The 18,248-nt window shown below is 62.7% G+C and carries 25 protein-coding genes; 12 read left to right on the top strand and 13 right to left on the bottom strand.

Annotation, left to right across the window (positions count from 1 at the left end; all coding sequences use genetic code 11):
- Positions 1-31: 31 nt before the first annotated feature.
- On the bottom strand, positions 32-643 hold the full coding sequence (locus IE053_RS09430) for a hypothetical protein (protein WP_189575282.1): 612 nt from the start codon (positions 641-643) through the stop codon (positions 32-34).
- Between the two features lie 11 nt (positions 644-654).
- Positions 655-1,911: a peptidoglycan-binding protein gene (locus tag IE053_RS09425; RefSeq protein ID WP_189575280.1), complete on the bottom strand. Its 1,257-nt coding sequence runs from the start codon at positions 1,909-1,911 to the stop codon at positions 655-657.
- A 146-nt stretch (positions 1,912-2,057) separates the two neighbouring features.
- On the opposite strand from IE053_RS09425, the gene IE053_RS09420 reads away from it, so the two are divergent.
- The 4 genes from IE053_RS09420 to IE053_RS09405 are packed head-to-tail and all read left to right on the top strand — an operon-like array spanning position 2,058 to position 5,571.
- The gene (locus IE053_RS09420) at positions 2,058-2,984 is read left to right on the top strand and encodes a cytochrome c oxidase subunit 3 (protein ID WP_189575278.1); all 927 of its coding nucleotides are present in this window, start codon (positions 2,058-2,060) and stop codon (positions 2,982-2,984) included.
- Positions 2,985-2,994: 10 nt separating this feature from the next.
- Positions 2,995-3,360 (top strand): DUF983 domain-containing protein, encoded by a 366-nt coding sequence (locus IE053_RS09415; RefSeq protein WP_189575276.1) that lies wholly within the window; start codon positions 2,995-2,997, stop codon positions 3,358-3,360.
- A complete protein-coding gene (locus tag IE053_RS09410) occupies positions 3,357-4,058 on the top strand; it encodes an SURF1 family protein (protein WP_189575274.1) in 702 nt (233 codons plus the stop codon). The genes IE053_RS09415 and IE053_RS09410 overlap by 4 nt, the downstream gene beginning before the upstream one ends.
- Positions 4,059-4,062: 4 nt before the next feature.
- Positions 4,063-5,571 (top strand): BCCT family transporter, encoded by a 1,509-nt coding sequence (locus IE053_RS09405; RefSeq protein ID WP_308430438.1) that lies wholly within the window; start codon positions 4,063-4,065, stop codon positions 5,569-5,571.
- On the opposite strand, the gene IE053_RS09400 is transcribed toward IE053_RS09405, so the two are convergent.
- The 6 genes from IE053_RS09400 to IE053_RS09375 are packed head-to-tail and all read right to left on the bottom strand — an operon-like array spanning position 5,514 to position 8,677.
- Positions 5,514-6,041: a hypothetical protein gene (locus IE053_RS09400; protein ID WP_189575271.1), complete on the bottom strand. Its 528-nt coding sequence runs from the start codon at positions 6,039-6,041 to the stop codon at positions 5,514-5,516. The two genes, IE053_RS09405 and IE053_RS09400, sit on opposite strands and share 58 nt — an antisense overlap.
- 56 nt (positions 6,042-6,097) lie before the next feature.
- Positions 6,098-6,676 (bottom strand): F0F1 ATP synthase subunit B family protein, encoded by a 579-nt coding sequence (locus IE053_RS09395; RefSeq protein WP_189575269.1) that lies wholly within the window; start codon positions 6,674-6,676, stop codon positions 6,098-6,100.
- A complete protein-coding gene (locus IE053_RS09390; protein WP_189575267.1) occupies positions 6,676-7,266 on the bottom strand; it encodes a F0F1 ATP synthase subunit B family protein in 591 nt (196 codons plus the stop codon). Before IE053_RS09390 ends, IE053_RS09395 begins: the two co-directional genes overlap by 1 nt.
- 2 nt (positions 7,267-7,268) lie before the next feature.
- Positions 7,269-7,493, bottom strand: a complete 225-nt coding sequence (locus tag IE053_RS09385) for a F0F1 ATP synthase subunit C (RefSeq protein WP_189575265.1) — start codon at positions 7,491-7,493, stop codon at positions 7,269-7,271.
- Between the two features lie 46 nt (positions 7,494-7,539).
- The gene (locus tag IE053_RS09380) at positions 7,540-8,355 is read right to left on the bottom strand and encodes a F0F1 ATP synthase subunit A (protein WP_229786165.1); all 816 of its coding nucleotides are present in this window, start codon (positions 8,353-8,355) and stop codon (positions 7,540-7,542) included.
- Entirely contained in the window at positions 8,348-8,677 is a 330-nt protein-coding gene (locus tag IE053_RS09375; RefSeq protein ID WP_189575264.1) for an AtpZ/AtpI family protein, read from the bottom strand. The genes IE053_RS09380 and IE053_RS09375 overlap by 8 nt, the downstream gene beginning before the upstream one ends.
- 147 nt (positions 8,678-8,824) lie before the next feature.
- On the opposite strand from IE053_RS09375, the gene IE053_RS09370 reads away from it, so the two are divergent.
- The 3 genes from IE053_RS09370 to IE053_RS09360 are packed head-to-tail and all read left to right on the top strand — an operon-like array spanning position 8,825 to position 11,335.
- Entirely contained in the window at positions 8,825-9,052 is a 228-nt protein-coding gene (locus IE053_RS09370) for a DUF2093 domain-containing protein (protein ID WP_189575262.1), read from the top strand.
- A 4-nt stretch (positions 9,053-9,056) separates the two neighbouring features.
- Entirely contained in the window at positions 9,057-9,995 is a 939-nt protein-coding gene (locus tag IE053_RS09365) for a M23 family metallopeptidase (protein ID WP_189575260.1), read from the top strand.
- A gap of 14 nt (positions 9,996-10,009) precedes the next feature.
- Positions 10,010-11,335: a dihydroorotase gene (locus IE053_RS09360; RefSeq protein WP_189575258.1), complete on the top strand. Its 1,326-nt coding sequence runs from the start codon at positions 10,010-10,012 to the stop codon at positions 11,333-11,335.
- Here the strand turns inward: IE053_RS09360 and IE053_RS09355 are convergent.
- The 3 genes from IE053_RS09355 to IE053_RS09345 all read right to left on the bottom strand — a co-directional run bounded on the left by IE053_RS09355 (position 11,308) and on the right by IE053_RS09345 (position 12,809).
- Entirely contained in the window at positions 11,308-11,931 is a 624-nt protein-coding gene (locus IE053_RS09355) for a hypothetical protein (RefSeq protein WP_189575256.1), read from the bottom strand. The two genes, IE053_RS09360 and IE053_RS09355, sit on opposite strands and share 28 nt — an antisense overlap.
- Positions 11,932-12,003: 72 nt before the next feature.
- On the bottom strand, positions 12,004-12,381 hold the full coding sequence (locus tag IE053_RS09350; protein ID WP_189575254.1) for a TIGR02301 family protein: 378 nt from the start codon (positions 12,379-12,381) through the stop codon (positions 12,004-12,006).
- Positions 12,378-12,809, bottom strand: coding sequence for an NUDIX hydrolase (locus IE053_RS09345; RefSeq protein WP_189575252.1), 432 nt, complete (start codon positions 12,807-12,809; stop codon positions 12,378-12,380). The genes IE053_RS09350 and IE053_RS09345 overlap by 4 nt, the downstream gene beginning before the upstream one ends.
- Between IE053_RS09345 and IE053_RS09340 the strand changes: the two genes are divergently transcribed.
- The 4 genes from IE053_RS09340 (at position 12,808) to IE053_RS09325 (ending at position 15,623) form a co-directional block, all read left to right on the top strand.
- The gene (locus IE053_RS09340) at positions 12,808-13,530 is read left to right on the top strand and encodes an SOS response-associated peptidase (protein WP_189575250.1); all 723 of its coding nucleotides are present in this window, start codon (positions 12,808-12,810) and stop codon (positions 13,528-13,530) included. The two genes, IE053_RS09345 and IE053_RS09340, sit on opposite strands and share 2 nt — an antisense overlap.
- A gap of 15 nt (positions 13,531-13,545) precedes the next feature.
- Positions 13,546-14,109: a hypothetical protein gene (locus IE053_RS09335; protein ID WP_189575249.1), complete on the top strand. Its 564-nt coding sequence runs from the start codon at positions 13,546-13,548 to the stop codon at positions 14,107-14,109.
- A 198-nt stretch (positions 14,110-14,307) separates the two neighbouring features.
- On the top strand, positions 14,308-14,871 hold the full coding sequence (locus IE053_RS09330) for a hypothetical protein (RefSeq protein ID WP_189575247.1): 564 nt from the start codon (positions 14,308-14,310) through the stop codon (positions 14,869-14,871).
- Between the two features lie 188 nt (positions 14,872-15,059).
- The gene (locus IE053_RS09325) at positions 15,060-15,623 is read left to right on the top strand and encodes a hypothetical protein (RefSeq protein ID WP_189575245.1); all 564 of its coding nucleotides are present in this window, start codon (positions 15,060-15,062) and stop codon (positions 15,621-15,623) included.
- A 2-nt stretch (positions 15,624-15,625) separates the two neighbouring features.
- Here IE053_RS09325 and IE053_RS09320 read toward each other — a convergent pair whose 3' ends face one another.
- Together IE053_RS09320 and IE053_RS09315 are read right to left on the bottom strand one after the other, a co-directional pair.
- Positions 15,626-16,657: a patatin-like phospholipase family protein gene (locus tag IE053_RS09320; protein WP_189575244.1), complete on the bottom strand. Its 1,032-nt coding sequence runs from the start codon at positions 16,655-16,657 to the stop codon at positions 15,626-15,628.
- Positions 16,658-16,672: 15 nt separating this feature from the next.
- Positions 16,673-17,464 (bottom strand): 3-hydroxybutyrate dehydrogenase, encoded by a 792-nt coding sequence (locus IE053_RS09315; protein WP_189575242.1) that lies wholly within the window; start codon positions 17,462-17,464, stop codon positions 16,673-16,675.
- A 214-nt stretch (positions 17,465-17,678) separates the two neighbouring features.
- Between IE053_RS09315 and ppa the strand changes: the two genes are divergently transcribed.
- The gene (ppa, locus tag IE053_RS09310; RefSeq protein ID WP_189575240.1) at positions 17,679-18,209 is read left to right on the top strand and encodes an inorganic diphosphatase; all 531 of its coding nucleotides are present in this window, start codon (positions 17,679-17,681) and stop codon (positions 18,207-18,209) included.
- Positions 18,210-18,248 lie beyond the last annotated feature (39 nt).

Genomic DNA, 18,248 nt, shown 5'->3' with positions numbered 1-18,248 from the left:
TAGCGCGAAAAGGGGGCTTCGGGCCCCCTTTTTAATTCTTGTCTGTGGGACAGCAATCGTCGGTGAAGATATTCGCCGTCGTGTCGCATTCTGCCTTGCAGCGGCTCTTGGGCTTGCCGCAGGTCTTCTTGCTGCAATCGCTTTCCGTGGCGCTGCTTCCCGCCGGCCGTGATATCCTGGCCTGTGAAGCGAGAAGGTCGCGCTGGCGGATCAGGTCGTAATACCGGCCCTCCGCCTCGGCGAGGCGCATCTCGCTCCGTGTACAACGACCTTCGTCTCCGTTGTTGCGGTCCATGCAGTTGGCGTAGAGCTGGCAGGAGCGGACCATGGAACGATGGGCGATCTCGAACTCCGCGGAGTAAGCCTTCAGCTTCCGCTCGAGAACGGTCTGGCCGGAGACGCTGGCGCTTTCCTGCGCGCCGCGGACGATGTTCTGGGTTGTGGTGCGCTCTTCCGCGAGGGAGGCGGAGGAGCAGATCTGCATGGGCGTCGGTCCGGTGGACTTGGTCGTGATGACTGTATTCGAATCATTCCTGAACGGATTGTCGAGCATGACCCCGCGGCGGGCGTTCGGCTGGGTCTCGCAGGCCGTGAGGGCGAGAAGGGCGGCGATGACGGATAGAACGCGTACGGATTTCGGCATGGTGCTTCTCCCTAGCCGTTCGGGTTGCAGCCCTTGCCGACACGGGTCAGCGCTTCGGGCGTTCGGAGGTCTCCCGAGATCCGGGTCCAGCGGTCTTCGGGGTCGAGCTCGCCATAGCGCTCGACAGCCTGCACGGCGCCGGGATGACCTGCGTCATAGGCTTCCTTGAGATAGCTGTCGGCGCGGTCCGGAGAGAGATCGGCATCGCAGACGAGGACGCTTGATTCGGTGGTGCGGGTGCCGAAGAGCAGCGCGAGGTTCCACGACGCATCGGCGCTACCCTGGCGTGCGGCCTCGTTGAACCAGGTCAGGGCCTTGTCAGTGTTCTGGCGCACGCCGAGACCGACGGCATACATCGCGCCCAGAAGGTTCTGGCTCTCGGGATCCTGGCCGATCTCAGCGGCCCCGCAGACGAGAAGCACGGTCTGTTCGGCGGTCAGAACGCCGGTGCGGTCGAACCAGAGCTCGTTCTGGAAGCGCTCCACCGCCCGCCGGGTGCTGGCGTTGAAGCGTCCGGTGACGTCGCCGGTGTAGTGCGAGAGCGCCTTGAGGGCGCGCTGCCGCTGGCGGGTGGTGATGGTGCCGCCGAGGACGTTGTATTCACTGTCCCGGGAAATCCTTGCGAGGCTCTCCTCGTCATAGTCGCAGGTGAGGTTGAGGTATTGCAGGCGTTTCGCCGCCAGCCGGGCGCTGTCGGCACCGACGGGGCGGCCGGTCTGCACCGCCCAATCGAAGAAGATCCGGGCCTTCTCGCGCTCGTCGATGGCCACCTCGGCATCACCGCGGCGCAGGTAATGGCGGGAGAGATCGATCGACCATTTCTGGCGTCTCGCTTCGGGGCAGATGCCGTCCTCGAACCCGCGGCACGGCCCCCCTTCAAGAGCCGGGGAGGAGGTCGGCGCTTCGGCGCCGATCGGGAAACGCGCCCAGCGCTCGAGCATTTCCTCCTCGCCCTTGTCGAAGCCGAGAATGAAGCCGACAGCGACCAGCATGGCTGCGGCACCAAGGAAGCCGAGAACGATCAGGAACCGCGCGAAAAGGTCCATCAGGACTGTCAGCCAGCCTGGGGACTTTGGCCGCTTCGAACCGCCGCTCCCGCCGCCATGGGTGGTATTGACACTGATCGTCTGGGACGTGGCCTGAGCCTGTCCCTGGCCTTGCGCGTTGTCGGCGCTGACCGAAAGGCCGTCACCGTCGTCCCGGTCCTGCGCCCTTTCGCTGCGCAGCTTCCGGATCGGCTCTGGCCAGCGACGCCGTAAAAACGCCATGCCCCTGACACCCCTCAATACCCTGTCAGGTTGCGTAACCAATCGGAGGGGACGCCTCAACGATGTGTGACAGTTGGGATCAATGTCACGTTGCGTTCACGGCTTTCAGGCGATAAGCGGCGCCGAGATTTCCAACAGAGTTTCCCATGGCTGCCGACGTCAAACACGACTACCACCTCGTAAATCCCAGCCCCTGGCCGCTGGTCTGCTCGATCACCGCGATGGCAATGATGCTCGGCGCGGTCGTCTGGCGTTATTCTGAAATCAAGCTGTTCGGCATGTCGGGCCCGTGGCTCTTCATTGCCGGCCTTGCAGGCCTGCTTTTCGGGATGGCCGGCTGGTGGCGCGACGTGGTGAAGGAATCGCTGACCGGCGAGAACACCTCGACCGTCGTTCGCATTGGCCTGCGCTACGGCGTCGTTCTCTTCATCCTGTCAGAGGTCATGTTCTTCGTGGCCTGGTTCTGGGCGTTCTTCGCCGCGGCCCTCTTCCCTGACGCCGGCGCTCCGATCATCCTCAGCGATGGCAGCCAGATGCTGAATGCCGAGGGGCAGCCTGCCTTCCTGCAGAACGACGCGAAGTTCCATGCCCTCGGCGGCGAGTGGCCGCCTGCTGGCGTCGAGCCGCTGAACCCTTGGCAGTTGCCGCTGGTGAACACGATCATCCTGCTGCTCTCGGGCACCACCGTGACCTGGGCCCACCACGCCCTCCAGGTGGGTGACCGGCAAGGCTTCAAATGGGGCATGATCGCAACGGTCGCCCTCGGTGCGATCTTCTCGTTCTTGCAGATCTTGGAGTACTACGAGGCGTTGGCGAACGGCATGTTCTCCTTCAGCAACAGCTCGATCTACGGTTCGAGTTTCTTCATGGCGACCGGCTTCCACGGCTTCCACGTCTTCGTCGGGACGATTTTCCTGGCGGTGTGCCTCTTCCGTGGCCTTGCCGGCCAGTTCACCCGGAAGCGTCACTTCGGATTTGAGGCCGCTGCCTGGTACTGGCACTTCGTCGACGTGGTGTGGCTGTTCCTTTTCGCCGCGATCTACGTTTTCGGGAACCAGGGCCTTTTGAGCTAGGCGGAGCTCGATGGAGTATCCCCAAACCTTGGATCCGGGTAGCGCTGCCATGGGCGGACGCTGCCCGCGTTGTGGCCAAGGCAAGCTGTTCGACGGCTATCTCTCCGTCAGGGACCGCTGCGACGTCTGTGATCTCGATTTCAGCTTTGCCGATTCGGGCGACGGTCCGGCATTTTTCGTCATGTCGATCGTCGGCTTCCTGGCCGTCGTGGTGGTGATGGTCTGCCTGATCGTTTTCGAGATGGTGGCAGGGCTGGCGTTGATCATCGGGTTCGTCTTCACCATGGTCACGACGTTGGCGATCCTGCGCCCGGCCAAGGGCCTGATGATCGGGCTCCAGTACAAGAACAACGCCCATGAGGGGCGGGTGCGGTGAGCTTCACCCCACGCCCCGTCCTCTGGGCGGTGAGCGCTGTCGCGGTCGCCATCCTGCTCACCCTCGGCACGTGGCAGGTTCAGCGCCTGCAATGGAAGACCGACCTGATCGCCACAGTCGAGGCGCGCATCGACTCTCCGCCCGTGCCGCTGGCCCAAGCGCTGGCGATGTATGCGGCCGGGGAGGATATCGAGTACCTTCCGGTCCGGGCCATGGGAGGTTTTCCGTCAACCAAGGTGGCGCATGTCTTCGGTACCTGGGACGGTCAGCCGGGATATTACGTTTTCCAAGCGATGCGGCTTGATGAGCCTGAGGGCCGGACACTGATCGTCAATCGCGGGTTCGTCCCCCAGGACCAGCGGGCGGAGGCGTATCCGCTTCCCGACGCTGCCGCGATAACCGGGCTGGCGAGGCGCTATGAGGGCGTAACGGGCATTGCGGCTGCAGTCGAACCCAAGGGCACGCGCGACAGCGGCACCTTTTACGACCGTGACCTTTCGGACCTCGCAGCCTATCTGGCGCCCGGTGAGGATGTGCTTCCCTTCGCGATCGACAGCACACTGCCGACCGAGTTGCCCAAGGGCGGCACGACGCGGGTCGAATTCAGGAACGCGCATCTTGGCTACGCCATCACGTGGTACGGCCTCGCGGCGGCGCTCATTGGCGTCGTCTTCGTGATGTCGCGGAAGAGGAACTAGGGCGATCGCCAAGGGACGAAACCTCAGCATTCTGGTCGCCGTCTTCTCCCTCGGCGCATTGTTCCTGCCGGGGACGTTCTCGGCCGCCATCCAGTCGCTCGCCAATGGCTTCCTCCAAAGCTTCGACCGATGGACACTGCTCTTGCCGACGGCATGCCTGGCCTTCTGTCTTGCTGTCCTCTTCCTGCCCCATGGAAAGTTCGTGATCGGAGGACCCCGAGCAAAACCAGAGTTCCGCCGCGTGACCTGGGTGGCGATGATGTTCGCGGCAGGCATGGGCGCAGGTCTCGTCTTCTGGGGATCGGCCGAACCGCTGATCCACATGGCCAGCCCGCCGCCTGATCTCGACATTGCTCCGAACTCGGACGAGGCCCGCTGGAAGGCACTCGCGATCACCCAATTTCACTGGTCGCTCCACGCTTGGGCGATCTATGGCGTGGCAGCCATTGCCGTGGGCATGGCCCTCTCGGGCAAGGGGCCTCTCTTGCCGAGCCGACCGTTTGGCGGTTTGCCGCACTGGGCCCGGCGCGGCATCGACATCACGGCGCTTGTCGCCGTTCTTTTCGGTCTCGTCGCGTCGCTGGGACAGGGTGTGTTCCAGGTCGGCGCCGGGCTGGCAACGATCTCCGATGGCAAGATCCCCGAAGGGATCGTCGCGCAAATACCCTTCCTCCTGCTGCTGACGACCGCTTACCTGGTTTCTGCATGGCTGGGTCTTCGCCGCGGGATTGCCATCCTGTCCAATGTCAACATCGCGCTTGCCTTGGCGCTGGCCCTTTACGTTTTCATCGTTGGACCCACGGGCGCGATCGTTTCGGCCTTTGTCGACAGCGCCTTGAGCTATTCCGCGAATTTCGCCGAGCTTTCCTTCCGCCTGCGGCCCGAAGGCGAAGCGCGGGATTGGACCCGTGCGTGGTCCCTGACCTATTTTCTCTGGTGGGTGGCATGGACGCCGTTTGTCGGCGTTTTTCTCGCGAGGATCAGCCGTGGGCGGAGCTTGCGTGAGTTCGTCATCGCCGCGGTCTTCGTTCCCTCCGCAATGACGCTTCTGTGGTTCGCAATCCTGGGCGGCGCAGCGCTGGCCGTCCAGCAGACCGGACGGGATCTCGGTATCTCCGATTTCGATACGGCGACGCTCGCTGCCTACGTCCTGCTCGACGAATTGCCGCTGACGACACTGATGCAGGGCATGACGATCGCGCTGGTGACGATCTTCCTCATCACCAGCGCGGATAGCGGAGCATATGTGCTCGCAATGTTCACGGAGGAAACCTCGAGCCCGTCGGCAGGAGGGCGTGTGTTCTGGGGCTTGGTCCTCGCGGCGCTGACCGCGGCGGCCATCCTGTCCGAAGACGGACAGTCGGCAACCCGGGCCATGGCGGTGGCAGGCGCCATCCCGCTCACTTTCCTGCTAGCGGCACAAGGAGGAGTGGCGGGGTGGCGCCTGTTCGGCCCTCAGTCCTTGGCTTCGGCCATCACCTCTTCGAGGGAGCGGCCCGACAGAGCGAAATAGCGTTCTTCGAGCTCGGCCATCTTGCGCTTGGCCTTGGCGATCCTCTCTTCGTTCTTGCGGATCTTCTTCTCGGCGTTGTTGATGTCGTCCTGCGCGTCCTCGGCCTCTTCTTTGTGCTCGGCGGCTTTCTTGGCGAGCTTTTTGAGCCGGTCGGACATCGCTTCGATCTTGTCGGCGGGAGCGCCGTTCACGGTTGCAGTGGCGATCTCTGCACGGAGCTTGCGCGCCTGGCGTTCGGCTTCTTCGAAGTCAGCAACTTCGCGCTGGAGGCGCTTTTCGTTCTTTTCTTTCTTCTCTTCGGCTTCCTTGATCGCCTCCTGGCCTTCGCTGACCTCTTCGCGGGCCTCGCGCCATTCGTCTTCGATGGCGGCCAGCCGTTCGCCGTAAGTGAGGTCATCGCCGCCGGCGAACGTCCCACAGGCGCTCAGGCCGAGCATGGAAGCGACGAGAAGGGCTAGGAATCTAGGCATAAAAAAGTCCCCGATGCTGTTAGAGCTTCGGGGACCCAACGCTTTCGGGGGGCGTTTTAGTTCAGTTTGCCGCGAATATCCGAAATGGCGCGGTCAAGCAGCGCTTTCTGGGCAGAGCCGTCGGTCCGGGCCTTGATGATCTCCCGCGCAGCGTCGATCGCGAGATCAGCGGTCTGGGCACGGACTTCGGCAATTGCCTGTGCTTCGGCCCGCGCGATACGGTCGTGGGCAGCTTGGGTGCGCCGCGCGACCTGTTCTTCGAGCTTGGCCTTCGCCTCGGCCGCCATGGCCTTCGCGTCGGCCTTCGCCAGCGCGATGATGTCTTCGGCCTCGCTTTCGGCCTCACGCTGGCGCTTCTGATAGTCGGCCAGCAGGCGCTGGGCCTCCTCGCGCATGGAGCGGGCTTCGTCGAGCTGCTGCTGGATCAGGGCCGCACGGCTCGACAGGAAGCCGCCGAGCTTCTTGAAGACGCCCTGCCAAACGAAGATGCCGATCACGAGAATGAACCCGACCAGCACCCAGAAATTGGAGTCCTGCAGGAGATCACCTTGATGACCGTACTCGGAGGTTTCCTTCTCGAGCTCTTCGATCAGCTCGCTGCCCGAGTGTGACTTCTGTTCTTCTGCGAGAAACATCAGCGTGCACCTCCAGCCGCGCGAATCGCTGCATCGATCGCATCGTCGCTTGGTTGTTCGTCGATCAGGGCCATGACGATCGCACGGGTCGTCTCACGCGCGGCTTCACGCACCGCTTCGGCAGCCTTTGCGGAGGTCTCGGCAATGCGGGCTTCCGCCGCCGCGATCTCGGCTTCGAGCTTGCTGTCGGTCTCGGCCTGCATGGCCTTGATCTCGGCGTCGATCTGGTCGCGCGTCTCCTGGGCGATCCGCGACGCACGGGCGCGCGCATCGGCCAGGGCCTGTTTGTAAGCCGCTTCCGCTTCCTCGGCCTGACGCTTGAACTCAGCCGCCTTGTCGAAATCGTCCGCGATCCGCTGTCGCCGTTCCTCGATGATGTTCCCGATCGGCGGCAGGAACACGCGCGACATCAGGACATAGAGGACAATAAAGGCGAGCAGCAGCCAGAAGACCTGACTGGCGTAGGTTTCAGTGTTGAGCTGGGGCAGGCCACCCTCAGCCTCGCCCTCCGCAGGGGCGGCGGCGAGGGCGGTGCCTGCCAGGGCGAGTGCCGAGGCGGCACCCGCCTGGAGCCACCGCTTCATCGTCATTCTTAGGAGAAGAGGATGAGGAAGGCGATGACGAGGGCGAACAGACCTGTCGCTTCGGTCAGCGCGAAGGCGATGAAGAAGTTGCCGGTCAGGCCAGCGGTCGCCGACGGGTTGCGGAACGCACCCGAGAGGAAGTTGCCGAACATGATGCCAAGGCCGAGGCCGACACCGAAGAGGGGGAGAACGGCAAGGCCGGCGCCGATGTACTTAGCTGCTTCCGCGTCCATGATTTACTCCTTGTGATGATCTTTGGGTGTTGCGGTTGAAGGTATCTCAGTGGCTCGGATGGAGCGCGTCCTGCAGGTAGATGCAGGTGAGAATGGCGAAGACGAAGGCCTGCAGGAAAGCCACCAGGAATTCGAGCAGGAAGACCCCGACAATGCCGATGAGCGGCACGACGGAGAGGATCGAGAGAACACCGCCAGCGGCGAGGAGCGAGCCGACAAAGCCGGCGAACACTTTAAGCACCACGTGACCAGCCAGCATGTTGGCAAAGAGACGAACGGCGAGGCTGACCGGACGCGACAGGAACGAGACGATCTCGATCGGCGTGATCAGCGGCAGGAGCCAAAGCGGAACGCCCGAGGGCGCGAACAGCTTGAGGAAGCCGAAACCGTGCTTGATCAGGCCATAAACCACCACGAGGCCGACCGAGATGATCGCCAGCGTGAACGTGACGATGATATGGCTGGTCACGGTGAAGCTGTGCACTGCGGCCGGGGTACCCGGTATCGAGGGCAGAAGGCCGAGGAAATTGGAGAGAAACACGAAGGTGAAGAGCGTGAAGACGAAGGGGAAGAACTGGCGTCCTTCGTCGCCCATCGTGTCGCGTACCATCTTCGCGATGAATTCGTAGGCCACTTCGCCCATCGACTGGGTGCCCCCGGGAATAAGGGCCAGGCGACGGGTCGCGAGGGCGAAGAACAAGGTCGCCGAAAGCACCACGATCACCATCCACAGCGACGCGTTGGTGAAGCTGATGTCCACCGCGCCGTTGAAGTCGAGCGGGATGATCCGAACGATCTCGAACTGCTCCATCGGCCCGGCGGCCAGCGGGCGCAGGAAGCTCGGCATCAGCTGCTCAATCATTCCCACTCTTGTCGTCCTCTTCTTCGGTCGCAGCGGTCATGCTGCGGTAAACAGTGCGGAGCCCGGCGGCAAAGCCGATAGGCATCCCGATTAACAATCCGACCACCGGCTGCCCGAACCAGCCTCCGATGGCAAACCCCAGTCCCGACCCGACAAGGACCGAAACCACGAATTCGATCGCGACCCTGAGGCCGTCGCCCGCGGACGCGCCGATCGATCGCGAGGCCTCGTCCTTGGCCCCTGGCTCCTCCCCCCGGGCCTTGGCGAGCCTGTCGCCGAAGTCCTGAAGATCGGAGCGCCGATTTGGATCGTCGTCGCTCATGGAACCGTGGCACCGCCTCGAAAATTCGTGCGCCGCGAAGGAATTCGCGGGGCCGTCTAGAACCGCCCTTTCCCGGGGTCAACGGCGCAGGGGCGCATCTCAAGAGAAAGCTTGGCCCAAGCCCGGTGATGGCCTTAGGTGAGTCCCATGAACAGGCTTGATTTGAGCGGCGGGGGCGAAGCCCGCCTGCGCTACCTTGACGCTGACTTTGAAGTGCTGCGGGCTGGCAATTTCGTCCGCTGCGCCGTGACCGGCGAGGCTATCCCCTTAAGATCCTTGCGTTATTGGAGTGTCGACCGGCAGGAGGCTTATGTCGACGCGGCAGCCGCGAACAAGGCGCGCGACGAATCGCTCGCCAAGGGCGAGGGGTTTTGAGGCGATGACCACGCGTATCCCGCTTATCTGCGCGGCACTTTTCGTATCGGTTTCCTGCGCGGCGACGCAGCCCCCTCCGTCCATGAACCCGGCCCGGATCATTGCCGAGCCCGACCTGCCCGAGCCGGTGGAGGAAGAAGCGCTTCCCGCCACCGCACAACAGCGCACCTACATGTACAAGGGCGAGCCTGCGCAGGCGGCGCTCACCTTCTGGAAGACCGAACCGGGTGCGGATGTCTTCCTCGACGGCAAGTTGGTGCCGATCGACCGGGAGGGGCATTTCGCCCTGGGTTTCGATCGCGATCGCACAGAAGACGCCGAGCTGCGGGTGATCTATCCCGACGGCACATCGCTGGTGCAAACCCTGACCATTGCCGACCGCGAGTTCCCGATCAGCCGGATCGATGGCTTGCCGCCTTCGAAGGTGAACACCTTCACCGAAGAGCAGCTCGCGAAGATCGCCGAGGACCGTGAGCTCAAGAACGCCGCAAGGGCCGAGCGCGCCGCGACCTCCTATTGGCGGGCTGGCTTTGACTGGCCGGTGAAGGGGCGCATCTCGACCCGCATGGGCGCCCAGCGCATTCTCAACGGCGACCCGGCGCGCCCGCATTCAGGCACCGATGTCGCTGCCCCGCCGGGCACGACGCCGATGGAGTTCCAGGGCACCGATGTCAGGGCGCCGTCCACCGGCCGCGTGACGCTGGCCGAGGACGACATGTATTTCGAGGGCGGGCTGGTCTTCATCGACCACGGCCAGGAAATCGAATCGGTGCTCATGCATCTCAGCCGCGTCGATGTGAAACCCGGCCAGATCGTGACCAAGGGTGAAGTGATCGGCGCGGTCGGCATGACCGGACGGGCAACCGGCCCCCACCTCCACTGGACATTGAACTGGCGCGGGACCCCGATGGATCCCCAGCTGCTTGTCCCGCCGATGGAATAACCAGGGAAAAGACCATGGCTTTCGAAAAGGTCCTCAAGGGCGGAACCGTCGTCAATCACGACGGGGCCGGAATTCGCGACGTGGCTATCGAGGGCGGCAAGATCGCCGCGATCGGCGAGAATCTCGACGGCGCGGAGGTGATCGACTGCGCCGGGCTTCACGTCTTTCCGGGCTGCATCGACACACAGGTTCACTTCCGCGAGCCCGGTAACGAGCACAAGGAAGACCTCGAATCAGGCTCCCGCGGGGCGGTGCTCGGCGGGATCACCGCGGTATTCGAAATGCCGAACACCAAGCCCTCCACGTCGAACCGTGAAGCGCTGGAAGACAAGCTCTCACGGGCGGCGCGGATGCATTGCGACCACGCCTTCTATGTCGGTGCGACCACGGACAATGCGGACAAACTGGCCGAGCTCGAGATGCTGCCGGGCGTTTGCGGCGTGAAGATCTTCATGGGTGCCTCGACGGGCAACCTCCTGGTCCCCGACGACGAAGGCCTTCGCGCCGCGCTTTCGTCAGGACGCCGACGGGTGGCGGTCCATTCGGAGGACGAAGACACGATGGTGGCGAATGCCAGGCTTGTCCGCGAGGGGGACGTGCATTCGCACTACGAAGTCCGTTCGGTCGAGGCTGCGGTCAAGTCGACAACGCGGCTGCTGAAGATAGCTCGCGAGACGGGGCGCCGGGTCCATGTGCTTCATGTGACGACCGCTGACGAATTGCCATTGCTCGCGGCGAACAAGGACATCTGCTCCTGCGAGGTGCTGCCGCAGCACCTGACATTCGCTGCGCCCGAAGCCTATGACAGGCTTGGCTCGAAGGCGCAGATGAACCCGCCGATCAGGACGGCGGAGCACCGCGAGGCGCTTTGGAAATACCTCAATATGGGGCTCTTCGACGTGGTGGGGTCGGACCATGCTCCGCACACGCTGGAAGAGAAGGCCAAACCCTATCCGCTGTCCCCTTCGGGCATGCCGGGAGTGCAGACCTTGGTGCCGGTGATGCTGGACCATGTGGCGAAGGGGCGGCTGACCCTTCAGCGCTTCGTGGACCTGACGAGCGCCGGTGCGCAGCGGCTGTTCAACCTGCGCAACAAGGGGCGTCTGGCGATCGGTTATGATGCCGACATCACCGTCTGTGACCTCAAGCGCAAAGTGACGCTGACGGACGAGATGATGGCCAACAAATCCGGCTGGACGCCGTTCCACGGCATGGAGGTCGAGGGGTTCCCCGTCGGAACCATCATCCGTGGGCAGACTGTCATGTGGGAAGGCGAGGTCGTCACCGAAGGCACCGGCAAACCGGTGGAGTTTCAGGAAACAATCAGGCCTGCGAGCTGATCCCGCGCGGCATCCGAGTCCGTCACCGGGCAGGGCGTTTCGTTCTTCAGCCGGATCTCCTGGCCGGGAACGGGCGGGCCGTCGAGGAGCACTGCATTGGCCCAGTTCGCCGCTGCGTAGAGACCGAGCGCGGCCACGCCATAGAAGAGCGCCGTGCTCGCATGGTGCTTGAGGAAGCTCGACACGATCCGGTTGCGCGCGCCGTCGATGATCATGGTGCCGATCGCGAGTGGCCAGAAAATCGACAGGCCGCCGCGCTGGACCTGTCCGATGCGGCGGTTGCGTTCGTCCCGTGACATCGAGCCTGCGTAGATGGCGCAAGCTGCTGCGGCATACATGGCGAGGACATGCACCCACCAGCAGGGCAGGGTGATGTTCTTCATCACCGGCAGATCGCCAAACAGAGCGCTGCCGAGACCACCGACATTTTCAGCCACGATGAGGGTCGCGTAGGTGTAGTACTTGCCGAGCTGGTAGAGTTCCGGTCGCCATGCGGTGTCGAACAGCTCCCAGGCATCGAACAGCGCCGTGAGCGCAAAGACCTGAATGACCAGCGTGAACGCGATCACCAGGACCGACATTGCTCGCCAGAACATGCGGAACCCCAAACCTGACCCTTAACGGATTGTTATCGGTCAACGGGGTCCGGTCAAGGCGAAAGGGAGGTCTCAGCCTCGCTGCAGGGATGCAGACAGCCGCTCGGAGATTCGGAGTGCGTCCGATGCCTCGCGCCGGAAATCGGTTTCGGCCCTGCGGCTGCAGGTGAAATGCGCGCCGCTCATGGTGCGGTAGCTGGCATTGAACTGCGCGATCATGGCCTCACGGGTGTCACGGGGCGGACGCTCGCCGTCGATGAGCTCCTTCATCCTGTCCCGGAAAACCGCAATATTCCCATAGCTTGCGCAGACTTGGCTGAGCCGGTGGAGGCCGCCGAGTTTGCCCGCAAGAGCGATCAGGTCGCCCTGGCGCTGTTCGAACACGTCCTTGGCCTCAGGCGCGATCGGTTCGGCTTGGGCAAGGGCGAGGGCTGCGAGGAGGGCTATCACTTCGCCTCTTTAGCGAATTTCAGGGCCCCTTGCACAGCCCGGCGGGTCTCGTCCCACGCCACTCTGGACAAAGCTTCAGGGAGCGAGAGCCATTCGGCATCCATCGCATCGTCGCCGGGGGTCACCTCGCCGGAGATGTAGCGGCAGGCATAGTCGACCATGACGTAGTGGCGGTCGCCCTCGCGCTTGGGCAGGGCTTCGAAGACACCGATCAACCCGATCGGTTCGCAGGTGACGCCGGTCTCTTCCTCGATCTCGCGGACAAGGGCCGTCCTGATGTCCTCGCCATATTCGATCTTGCCGCCGGGAATGGACCAGTGCTTGCGCAAGGGCGGGCGGCCGCGCTGGATGAGAAGGACCTGATCGCCCTTGAGAACGACGCCGCCGACGGCAACGATGGGTCTTTGATCGGTCAGGGGAGCCTCCATGAACGCCCGTTTCGCCTTGAAAGATACACCGGCGGAGATTGGCAGGCATTTCGACGTGCCCATCACCGACAACTTCCCGGCCCGCTACAACATTGCGCCGAGCCAGCCTGTCTCGGTGATCCTGCATGAAGGCGGCAAGCGCAAGTACGAGATCGTCCGCTGGGGCTTCGTGCCGAGCTGGGACAAGGAGGGAAAGTGGCTGAAAAAGCCCATCGTCAACATCCGCTCCGAAACGGCGCATGAGAAGCCGATGTTCCGGCATGCCTGGAGGCGCAGGCATTGCCTCTTCCCCCTCAACGGCTTCTACGAATGGCGGACCGAGGACGGGGTGAAGCAGCCCTATTTCATTAGCCTGGGCCCGGACATGCCGCTCTTTGCTCTGGCGGGGCTCTACGAGGACTGGCTAGGGCCCGACGGCTCGGAACTCAGGAGCGCGGCTTTCCTGACCCGCGAATCGGAGGGCGATGTGCGCCAGATTCACAGCCGGACGCCGGTGGTCGTGCGGCCCGAGGATTATGAGGGCTGGCTCGCCGTGGATGAGCTGGACGACAGTGCCTCGTGGGCAATTGTGAACGAGAAGCCACCGGAGTTTGTGTACTGGCCGGTGGACCGCCGCGTAGGAAGCTGGAAACCTGACGACGAAGCGCTGACTCGCCCGATCGAAGGCGGCGCGCTTCGCTCGGAAAAAGCGCCGGAGCCCGTTCGGACCCGGCTATTATGAGAGGAGGGTTCCGAGATGCTCAAACGATTGGTCATGGTGCTGCTGCTGGTGCTGCCCGGCACCGCGCTGGGTGCCGAACCGCTGACGAAGAAGAAGGTCGATCACTTCATCGCCGCCGCAGAGAAGATGCAGGAGCTGGAAGAGAAGTATCCCGACGTGGATATCGATTTCGATATCGACGACCAGGACATGACCGAAGCCTTCGACATGATGTTCGCCGAGGATGGCTCCCTGCAGATCATGCGTTCGCTGATGAACCGGGTGAAGGACGAGCCGGGTGTTGGCAAGGACATGCGTGAGATCGCGCGGAGCTCCGGCTTCTCCAGCCTCGATGAGTTCGGCAGTGTCGGCGACCAGCTGATCCTTGCAATTGCAAGGCTCGAGGTGTCCAAGGCGGACCTTGCCGAGATGGAGCAGGTGGCGAACATGCCGCCCGAACAGCTTGCCTTCGTGCCGGCCAATATGCGCCCGATGGTCGAGCGCATGGGCAAGTTCAGCAAGGCGCTGCAGGCCGTGTCGGAGAGCGACCTTGCCTTGGCGCGCGAGGCGAAGCCACGTCTTGACGCGCTCGACCTCTGACAAGTCCGCGCGGTCGGGGGCCTGCTCTGGAGATATAAGGTTCCCAACAGCTTGGAGATTTGTGCCGGGACCGCAGATGGCCGCGAGTTCACGTTGCTTTTGCTTCCCGGTTCGGCAAACGGAAAACGTTCGGCCGCGTTGATTTTAGTTCGCGTACTGTATTTGGCGGCTTGATCCTGGTGGGTATGGGAAATGAAGATGCTCGGAAGAATCTGGGCAGCCGCAGTCATGCTGCCTGGCATGGCTTTCGCGGCGGGTCCGCTCGATCAAACAGCGATCGATCAATTCATCACTGCGACGGAGAACATGCAGGAGGGGCCGAACGCCCGACGCCTCGACCACATCGATTTCGCCGAGATTGTTGATCCGATCGACTTTGGCAAGACGCTCGACAAATACGGCGAGGTCGTTGTCTTGCAGCGGCTGATCTGGCGCCTCCAGCGCCAAGACGAGGAGGCGCTTTCGGTCATCGATCACGAGGCGAAGAAGGCGGGCTTCCGCGATGCGCGGGAATTCGCCAAGACCGGAGACCGCGTGCTCACGGTGGGTGCGGCGGCGAAGACCGAGGAGATCGGGCTCGAGCCGCTCGTCTCGGCCGCGATGGCGGTCTCGCAGGAAACGCTCGAGGGATTGCCGCGCAAGCAGCGGATCCTTCTCGGCAGGGTGCAGGCTTTCGACGAAGTCAGGCGAACCCTTCCGGCGCGCGAAGCTGCCCTGATCGACAGCAACTGGTCCAAGCTCCAGACGATCGAGATCGACTGACCTCGCACGCGCTCGCCTCTGGATCCCCAATCCTGGGTAGATGACTCGACTCGCAAGGCAACCTGTGGTAGTGGTTTCGGTGCGGTGACCGGCGTGCGTTCTTCGCAGTCGCGCAGGAGGGGTAGGGCAACCGCCGAAGCCGAGATGCCCCTGTGTGTCTGGCTTCCTTGAATGGCGCGGGGGTGCCTATGTGGAAGTGGGTGGTGGTGGCTGCGGCCGCCTGGCCGATGACGGTTGGTGCCGTCCAGTCGGTCGAGCCTGATGAAGTAGATCGTTTCACGGAAGCGACGATGCGGCTGCGATATGGTTGCGCGGCCGCGAAGATCGACCATGTCAGATTCGATCCGGTGGACGGCCCGATGGATCTGGGCCGTTGGTTGAACGACAGCGGAGATGTCGTGGCGCTCAAGCGTCTCGTCTGGCGTCTCCAGAGAAGCGACCCCGAGGCGTATGAAGCCTTGGAGAGCGAAGTCCGGGCGGCCGGGTTCCGTGATGCCCGACAATTCGCCAGGGTCGGGGACCGTATTCTTATGGTCAGCGCGGTGACGAAAGGCGATCAGTTCGGTCTCGACGCGTTGGTTGACCGGGCGATGTCCTATACCGACGCCGAATATGCCCGCATGCGGCGGAAGCAGCGAATTTTGACGCTGCGGGTGAAGGCCTTTGGCGAGAAAATGGACTCCGTCCCACCCGCCTCCCAGGCGGTGATCGAGGAGAGATGGAGCGAGCTGTCGAAGATCGATCCGTTCTGATCTCAGGTGCCGAGAAACTCCTGGCGAAGGTCGCAACTATCCGTCTTGCCGAGCTTCTCGTAGTTTTGCTCGATCCATGCCTCCGCGGACTCCCGGCCGATGGCCTTCAGTTCGCGGAGGAAGCCGATATCGGCCTTCATTTTCGTTGGTAGGGGGAAGTCTTTGAGGACCTCATCCGCGCGAATGGCATGATATCGGATGTTCGACAGCTTGTCCTGATACTCTTCTTTCAACCAGCCTTGGTCGAGCAGCTTCTTCACGAAGGCGATCGCCCGCAATTCCTTGATGAGGCTGGCGTTGAAGGTGATCTCATTGAGCCGGTTCTCGATCTCGGGAATGGTGGTGGGGACCTCGTCCCGCACGATCGGATTGATGTGAACGAGCAGCAGGTCCCTCACATCGGTTTCATAGAAGAGGGGCCAAAGCGACGGGTTGCCCATATACCCGCCGTCCCAGTAAGCCTCGCCATCGATCATCACCGCCTGGAACAGGTGGGGCAGGCATGCCGATGCCATGACGGCATCGATGCTCAGCTCGTCATTTTGGAAGATCCGGACCTTCCCTGACCGGACGTTCGTTGCACTGATAAAAAGCTTGATCTTGTTGCATTCATGTAGCCGATCGAAATCGACCACCCTGGCGAGGAGGTCCCTGAGCGGGTTCCAGTTCATCGGGTTGAGCTGGTAGGGCGAGAACGCGCCTGTAATGTGGTTGAGCGCCTGGTCTTTCCAAAAATCCTTGATCTCCTGCACGAAAGGCAGGGGCGCCGTCATGGGAAGCTCGAACGGGTTCTGGAGCTTCGAGACGCCTTCCCAGAACTCGTCGAGCTTGTCGCGGGCGCCCTGTTCATCGCCCAGATGCATGCCATAGGCGAGGGTCGTCGCGTTCATCGCCCCCGCCGAGGTGGCTGTGATGGCGTTGATATGAATGCGCTCGGAAGCAAGAAGCCTGTCGCATACGCCCCAAGCGAAGGCGCCGTGGGCGCCGCCGCCCTGGAGGGCAAGGTTCAAAGTTTTCTTCGCAGCCTTCGCCATCCAGCCCCTCGATTGTCAGTGAGCGGTCCATCCGCCATCGACGGCGTAGGGGTAACCGGTCGCGCCGGATCCTGCGTTGGAGCAGAGGTAAACGAGAAGCCCGATGAGGTTCTCATAGGTTATGAATTCCTTGGTCGCGTGGGCGTCGTTCAGGAGCTTCGCCTTGACCTCTTCCTCACTCATGTTTCGGGCTTTTGCGTTGTCCTTCATCTGGGCTTCGAGCAACGGCGTCAGGACGAAGCCGGGGCAGATCGCGTTGCACGTCACGCCGTATTCGGCTGCCTCGAGGGCGACGGTTTTCGTCAGTCCGACGACGCCATGCTTGGCCGAGTTGTAGGCCGACTTGAACGGCGAAGCGATAAGGCCATGGGCAGACGCAACGTTCACGATACGGCCGAATTTGCGTTTCTTCATCCCCGGAAGCGCGGCTTTGATCGTGTGATAGTTCGAGGTCAGATTGATCGCGATGATGCGGTCCCAGGTGTCGTCATCATACTCATCGATCGGCGCGACCTTCTGGATTCCGGCATTGTTGATCAGGATGTCGATTCGGCCGTGGGCCGCTTCCGCACCGGTGATGAGGTCCCGGATCTCCTGCGGCTTGGTCATGTCGGCACCGTCATAGCGGACATCGACGCCATGCTCACCGGCGATGCGCGCGCGGTTCTCCTCGATCTCGTCCTTGTCGCCGAAGCCGTTGAGCGTGATGTCGACCCCCATTTCGGCCAGCCCCTCGGCAAACGCCAGGCCGATGCCCGAGGTGGAGCCAGTGATGACGGCCTTGCGGCCACGCAGGTCTTCAAACATTCCAACTGATCCTTTCCGAGAATACCGCGCAGTTAGGCCACTGGAGCGCCGAGGCCAATACTGATCGGGCACCTCCCCAAACGCTCGGTTTTCGCTCGCATGGGACATGAAGCCGTTTCGCGTTTCACCATCACGAGCAAAGGGCTTTTGCGGCGCACAAAAAGCCCTTAGAGGTGCGCCGTCAGACCAATTCCACGGCAAGAGAGGCCGACCGATGCGCATTTCCGAGATCCCCGCCGGGGAGAATCCGCCCGAAGACATCAACGTCATTATCGAAGTCCCCCTCGGCAACGAACCGATCAAGTACGAGTTCGACAAGCCGTCCGGCGCGATCTTCGTTGACCGTTTCCTCTACACCTCGATGCGCTACCCCTGTAACTACGGGTTCATGCCGCACACGCTGTCGGGCGATGGCGACCCTGTCGATGTCATGGTGCTGGGCAACCGTCCGCTGGTTCCGGGCTGCGTCCTCCGCGCGCGTCCGATCGGTGTCCTGATCATGGAAGACGAGGCTGGCCTCGACGAAAAGATTCTCGCCGCACCGCACCCGAAGCTGACGCGCTTCTACGACAACATCAGAACCTATGAAGACGTCCAGCCCACGTTGCTCGAGCGCATCTGGCATTTCTTTGACCACTACAAGGATCTCGAGCCGAACAAGTGGGTCAAGGTCATCGAGTGGAAGGGAAAGGACGAAGCCGAGCGCCTGATCCAGGAAGGCGTCGCCAACTACAAGCCTGAGTGATCTCGCTCAGCATACGATACGAAAAAAGGCGGGCCGAGG

The sequence above is a fragment of the Parvularcula lutaonensis genome (assembly GCF_014651915.1).
Taxonomy (GTDB): Bacteria; Pseudomonadota; Alphaproteobacteria; order Caulobacterales; family Parvularculaceae; genus Parvularcula; species Parvularcula lutaonensis.
Note: the sequence above shows the minus strand (reverse complement) of the source record. Positions and strands in the feature narration are given on the sequence as shown.

Excerpts from the sequence above, each read along its gene's own strand:
- IE053_RS09370 (WP_189575262.1), top strand. The coding sequence starts at position 8,825 with ATGAACAGGCTTGATTTGAGCGGCGGGGGCGAAGCCCGCCTGCGCTAC.
- IE053_RS09385 (WP_189575265.1), bottom strand. The coding sequence starts at position 7,493 with ATGGACGCGGAAGCAGCTAAGTACATCGGCGCCGGCCTTGCCGTTCTC.
- IE053_RS09425 (WP_189575280.1), bottom strand. The coding sequence starts at position 1,911 with ATGGCGTTTTTACGGCGTCGCTGGCCAGAGCCGATCCGGAAGCTGCGC.
- IE053_RS09365 (WP_189575260.1), top strand. The coding sequence starts at position 9,057 with ATGACCACGCGTATCCCGCTTATCTGCGCGGCACTTTTCGTATCGGTT.
- IE053_RS09320 (WP_189575244.1), bottom strand. The coding sequence starts at position 16,657 with ATGGCGAAGGCTGCGAAGAAAACTTTGAACCTTGCCCTCCAGGGCGGC.
- IE053_RS09315 (WP_189575242.1), bottom strand. The coding sequence starts at position 17,464 with ATGTTTGAAGACCTGCGTGGCCGCAAGGCCGTCATCACTGGCTCCACC.
- IE053_RS09340 (WP_189575250.1), top strand. The coding sequence starts at position 12,808 with ATGAACGCCCGTTTCGCCTTGAAAGATACACCGGCGGAGATTGGCAGG.
- IE053_RS09360 (WP_189575258.1), top strand. The coding sequence starts at position 10,010 with ATGGCTTTCGAAAAGGTCCTCAAGGGCGGAACCGTCGTCAATCACGAC.
- IE053_RS09330 (WP_189575247.1), top strand. The coding sequence starts at position 14,308 with ATGCTCGGAAGAATCTGGGCAGCCGCAGTCATGCTGCCTGGCATGGCT.
- ppa (WP_189575240.1), top strand. The coding sequence starts at position 17,679 with ATGCGCATTTCCGAGATCCCCGCCGGGGAGAATCCGCCCGAAGACATC.
- IE053_RS09415 (WP_189575276.1), top strand. The coding sequence starts at position 2,995 with ATGGAGTATCCCCAAACCTTGGATCCGGGTAGCGCTGCCATGGGCGGA.
- IE053_RS09390 (WP_189575267.1), bottom strand. The coding sequence starts at position 7,266 with ATGACGATGAAGCGGTGGCTCCAGGCGGGTGCCGCCTCGGCACTCGCC.
- IE053_RS09325 (WP_189575245.1), top strand. The coding sequence starts at position 15,060 with ATGTGGAAGTGGGTGGTGGTGGCTGCGGCCGCCTGGCCGATGACGGTT.
- IE053_RS09345 (WP_189575252.1), bottom strand. The coding sequence starts at position 12,809 with ATGGAGGCTCCCCTGACCGATCAAAGACCCATCGTTGCCGTCGGCGGC.
- IE053_RS09420 (WP_189575278.1), top strand. The coding sequence starts at position 2,058 with ATGGCTGCCGACGTCAAACACGACTACCACCTCGTAAATCCCAGCCCC.
- IE053_RS09335 (WP_189575249.1), top strand. The coding sequence starts at position 13,546 with ATGCTCAAACGATTGGTCATGGTGCTGCTGCTGGTGCTGCCCGGCACC.
- IE053_RS09395 (WP_189575269.1), bottom strand. The coding sequence starts at position 6,676 with ATGTTTCTCGCAGAAGAACAGAAGTCACACTCGGGCAGCGAGCTGATC.
- IE053_RS09380 (WP_229786165.1), bottom strand. The coding sequence starts at position 8,355 with ATGATTGAGCAGCTGATGCCGAGCTTCCTGCGCCCGCTGGCCGCCGGG.
- IE053_RS09430 (WP_189575282.1), bottom strand. The coding sequence starts at position 643 with ATGCCGAAATCCGTACGCGTTCTATCCGTCATCGCCGCCCTTCTCGCC.
- IE053_RS09375 (WP_189575264.1), bottom strand. The coding sequence starts at position 8,677 with ATGAGCGACGACGATCCAAATCGGCGCTCCGATCTTCAGGACTTCGGC.
- IE053_RS09400 (WP_189575271.1), bottom strand. The coding sequence starts at position 6,041 with ATGCCTAGATTCCTAGCCCTTCTCGTCGCTTCCATGCTCGGCCTGAGC.
- IE053_RS09355 (WP_189575256.1), bottom strand. The coding sequence starts at position 11,931 with ATGTTCTGGCGAGCAATGTCGGTCCTGGTGATCGCGTTCACGCTGGTC.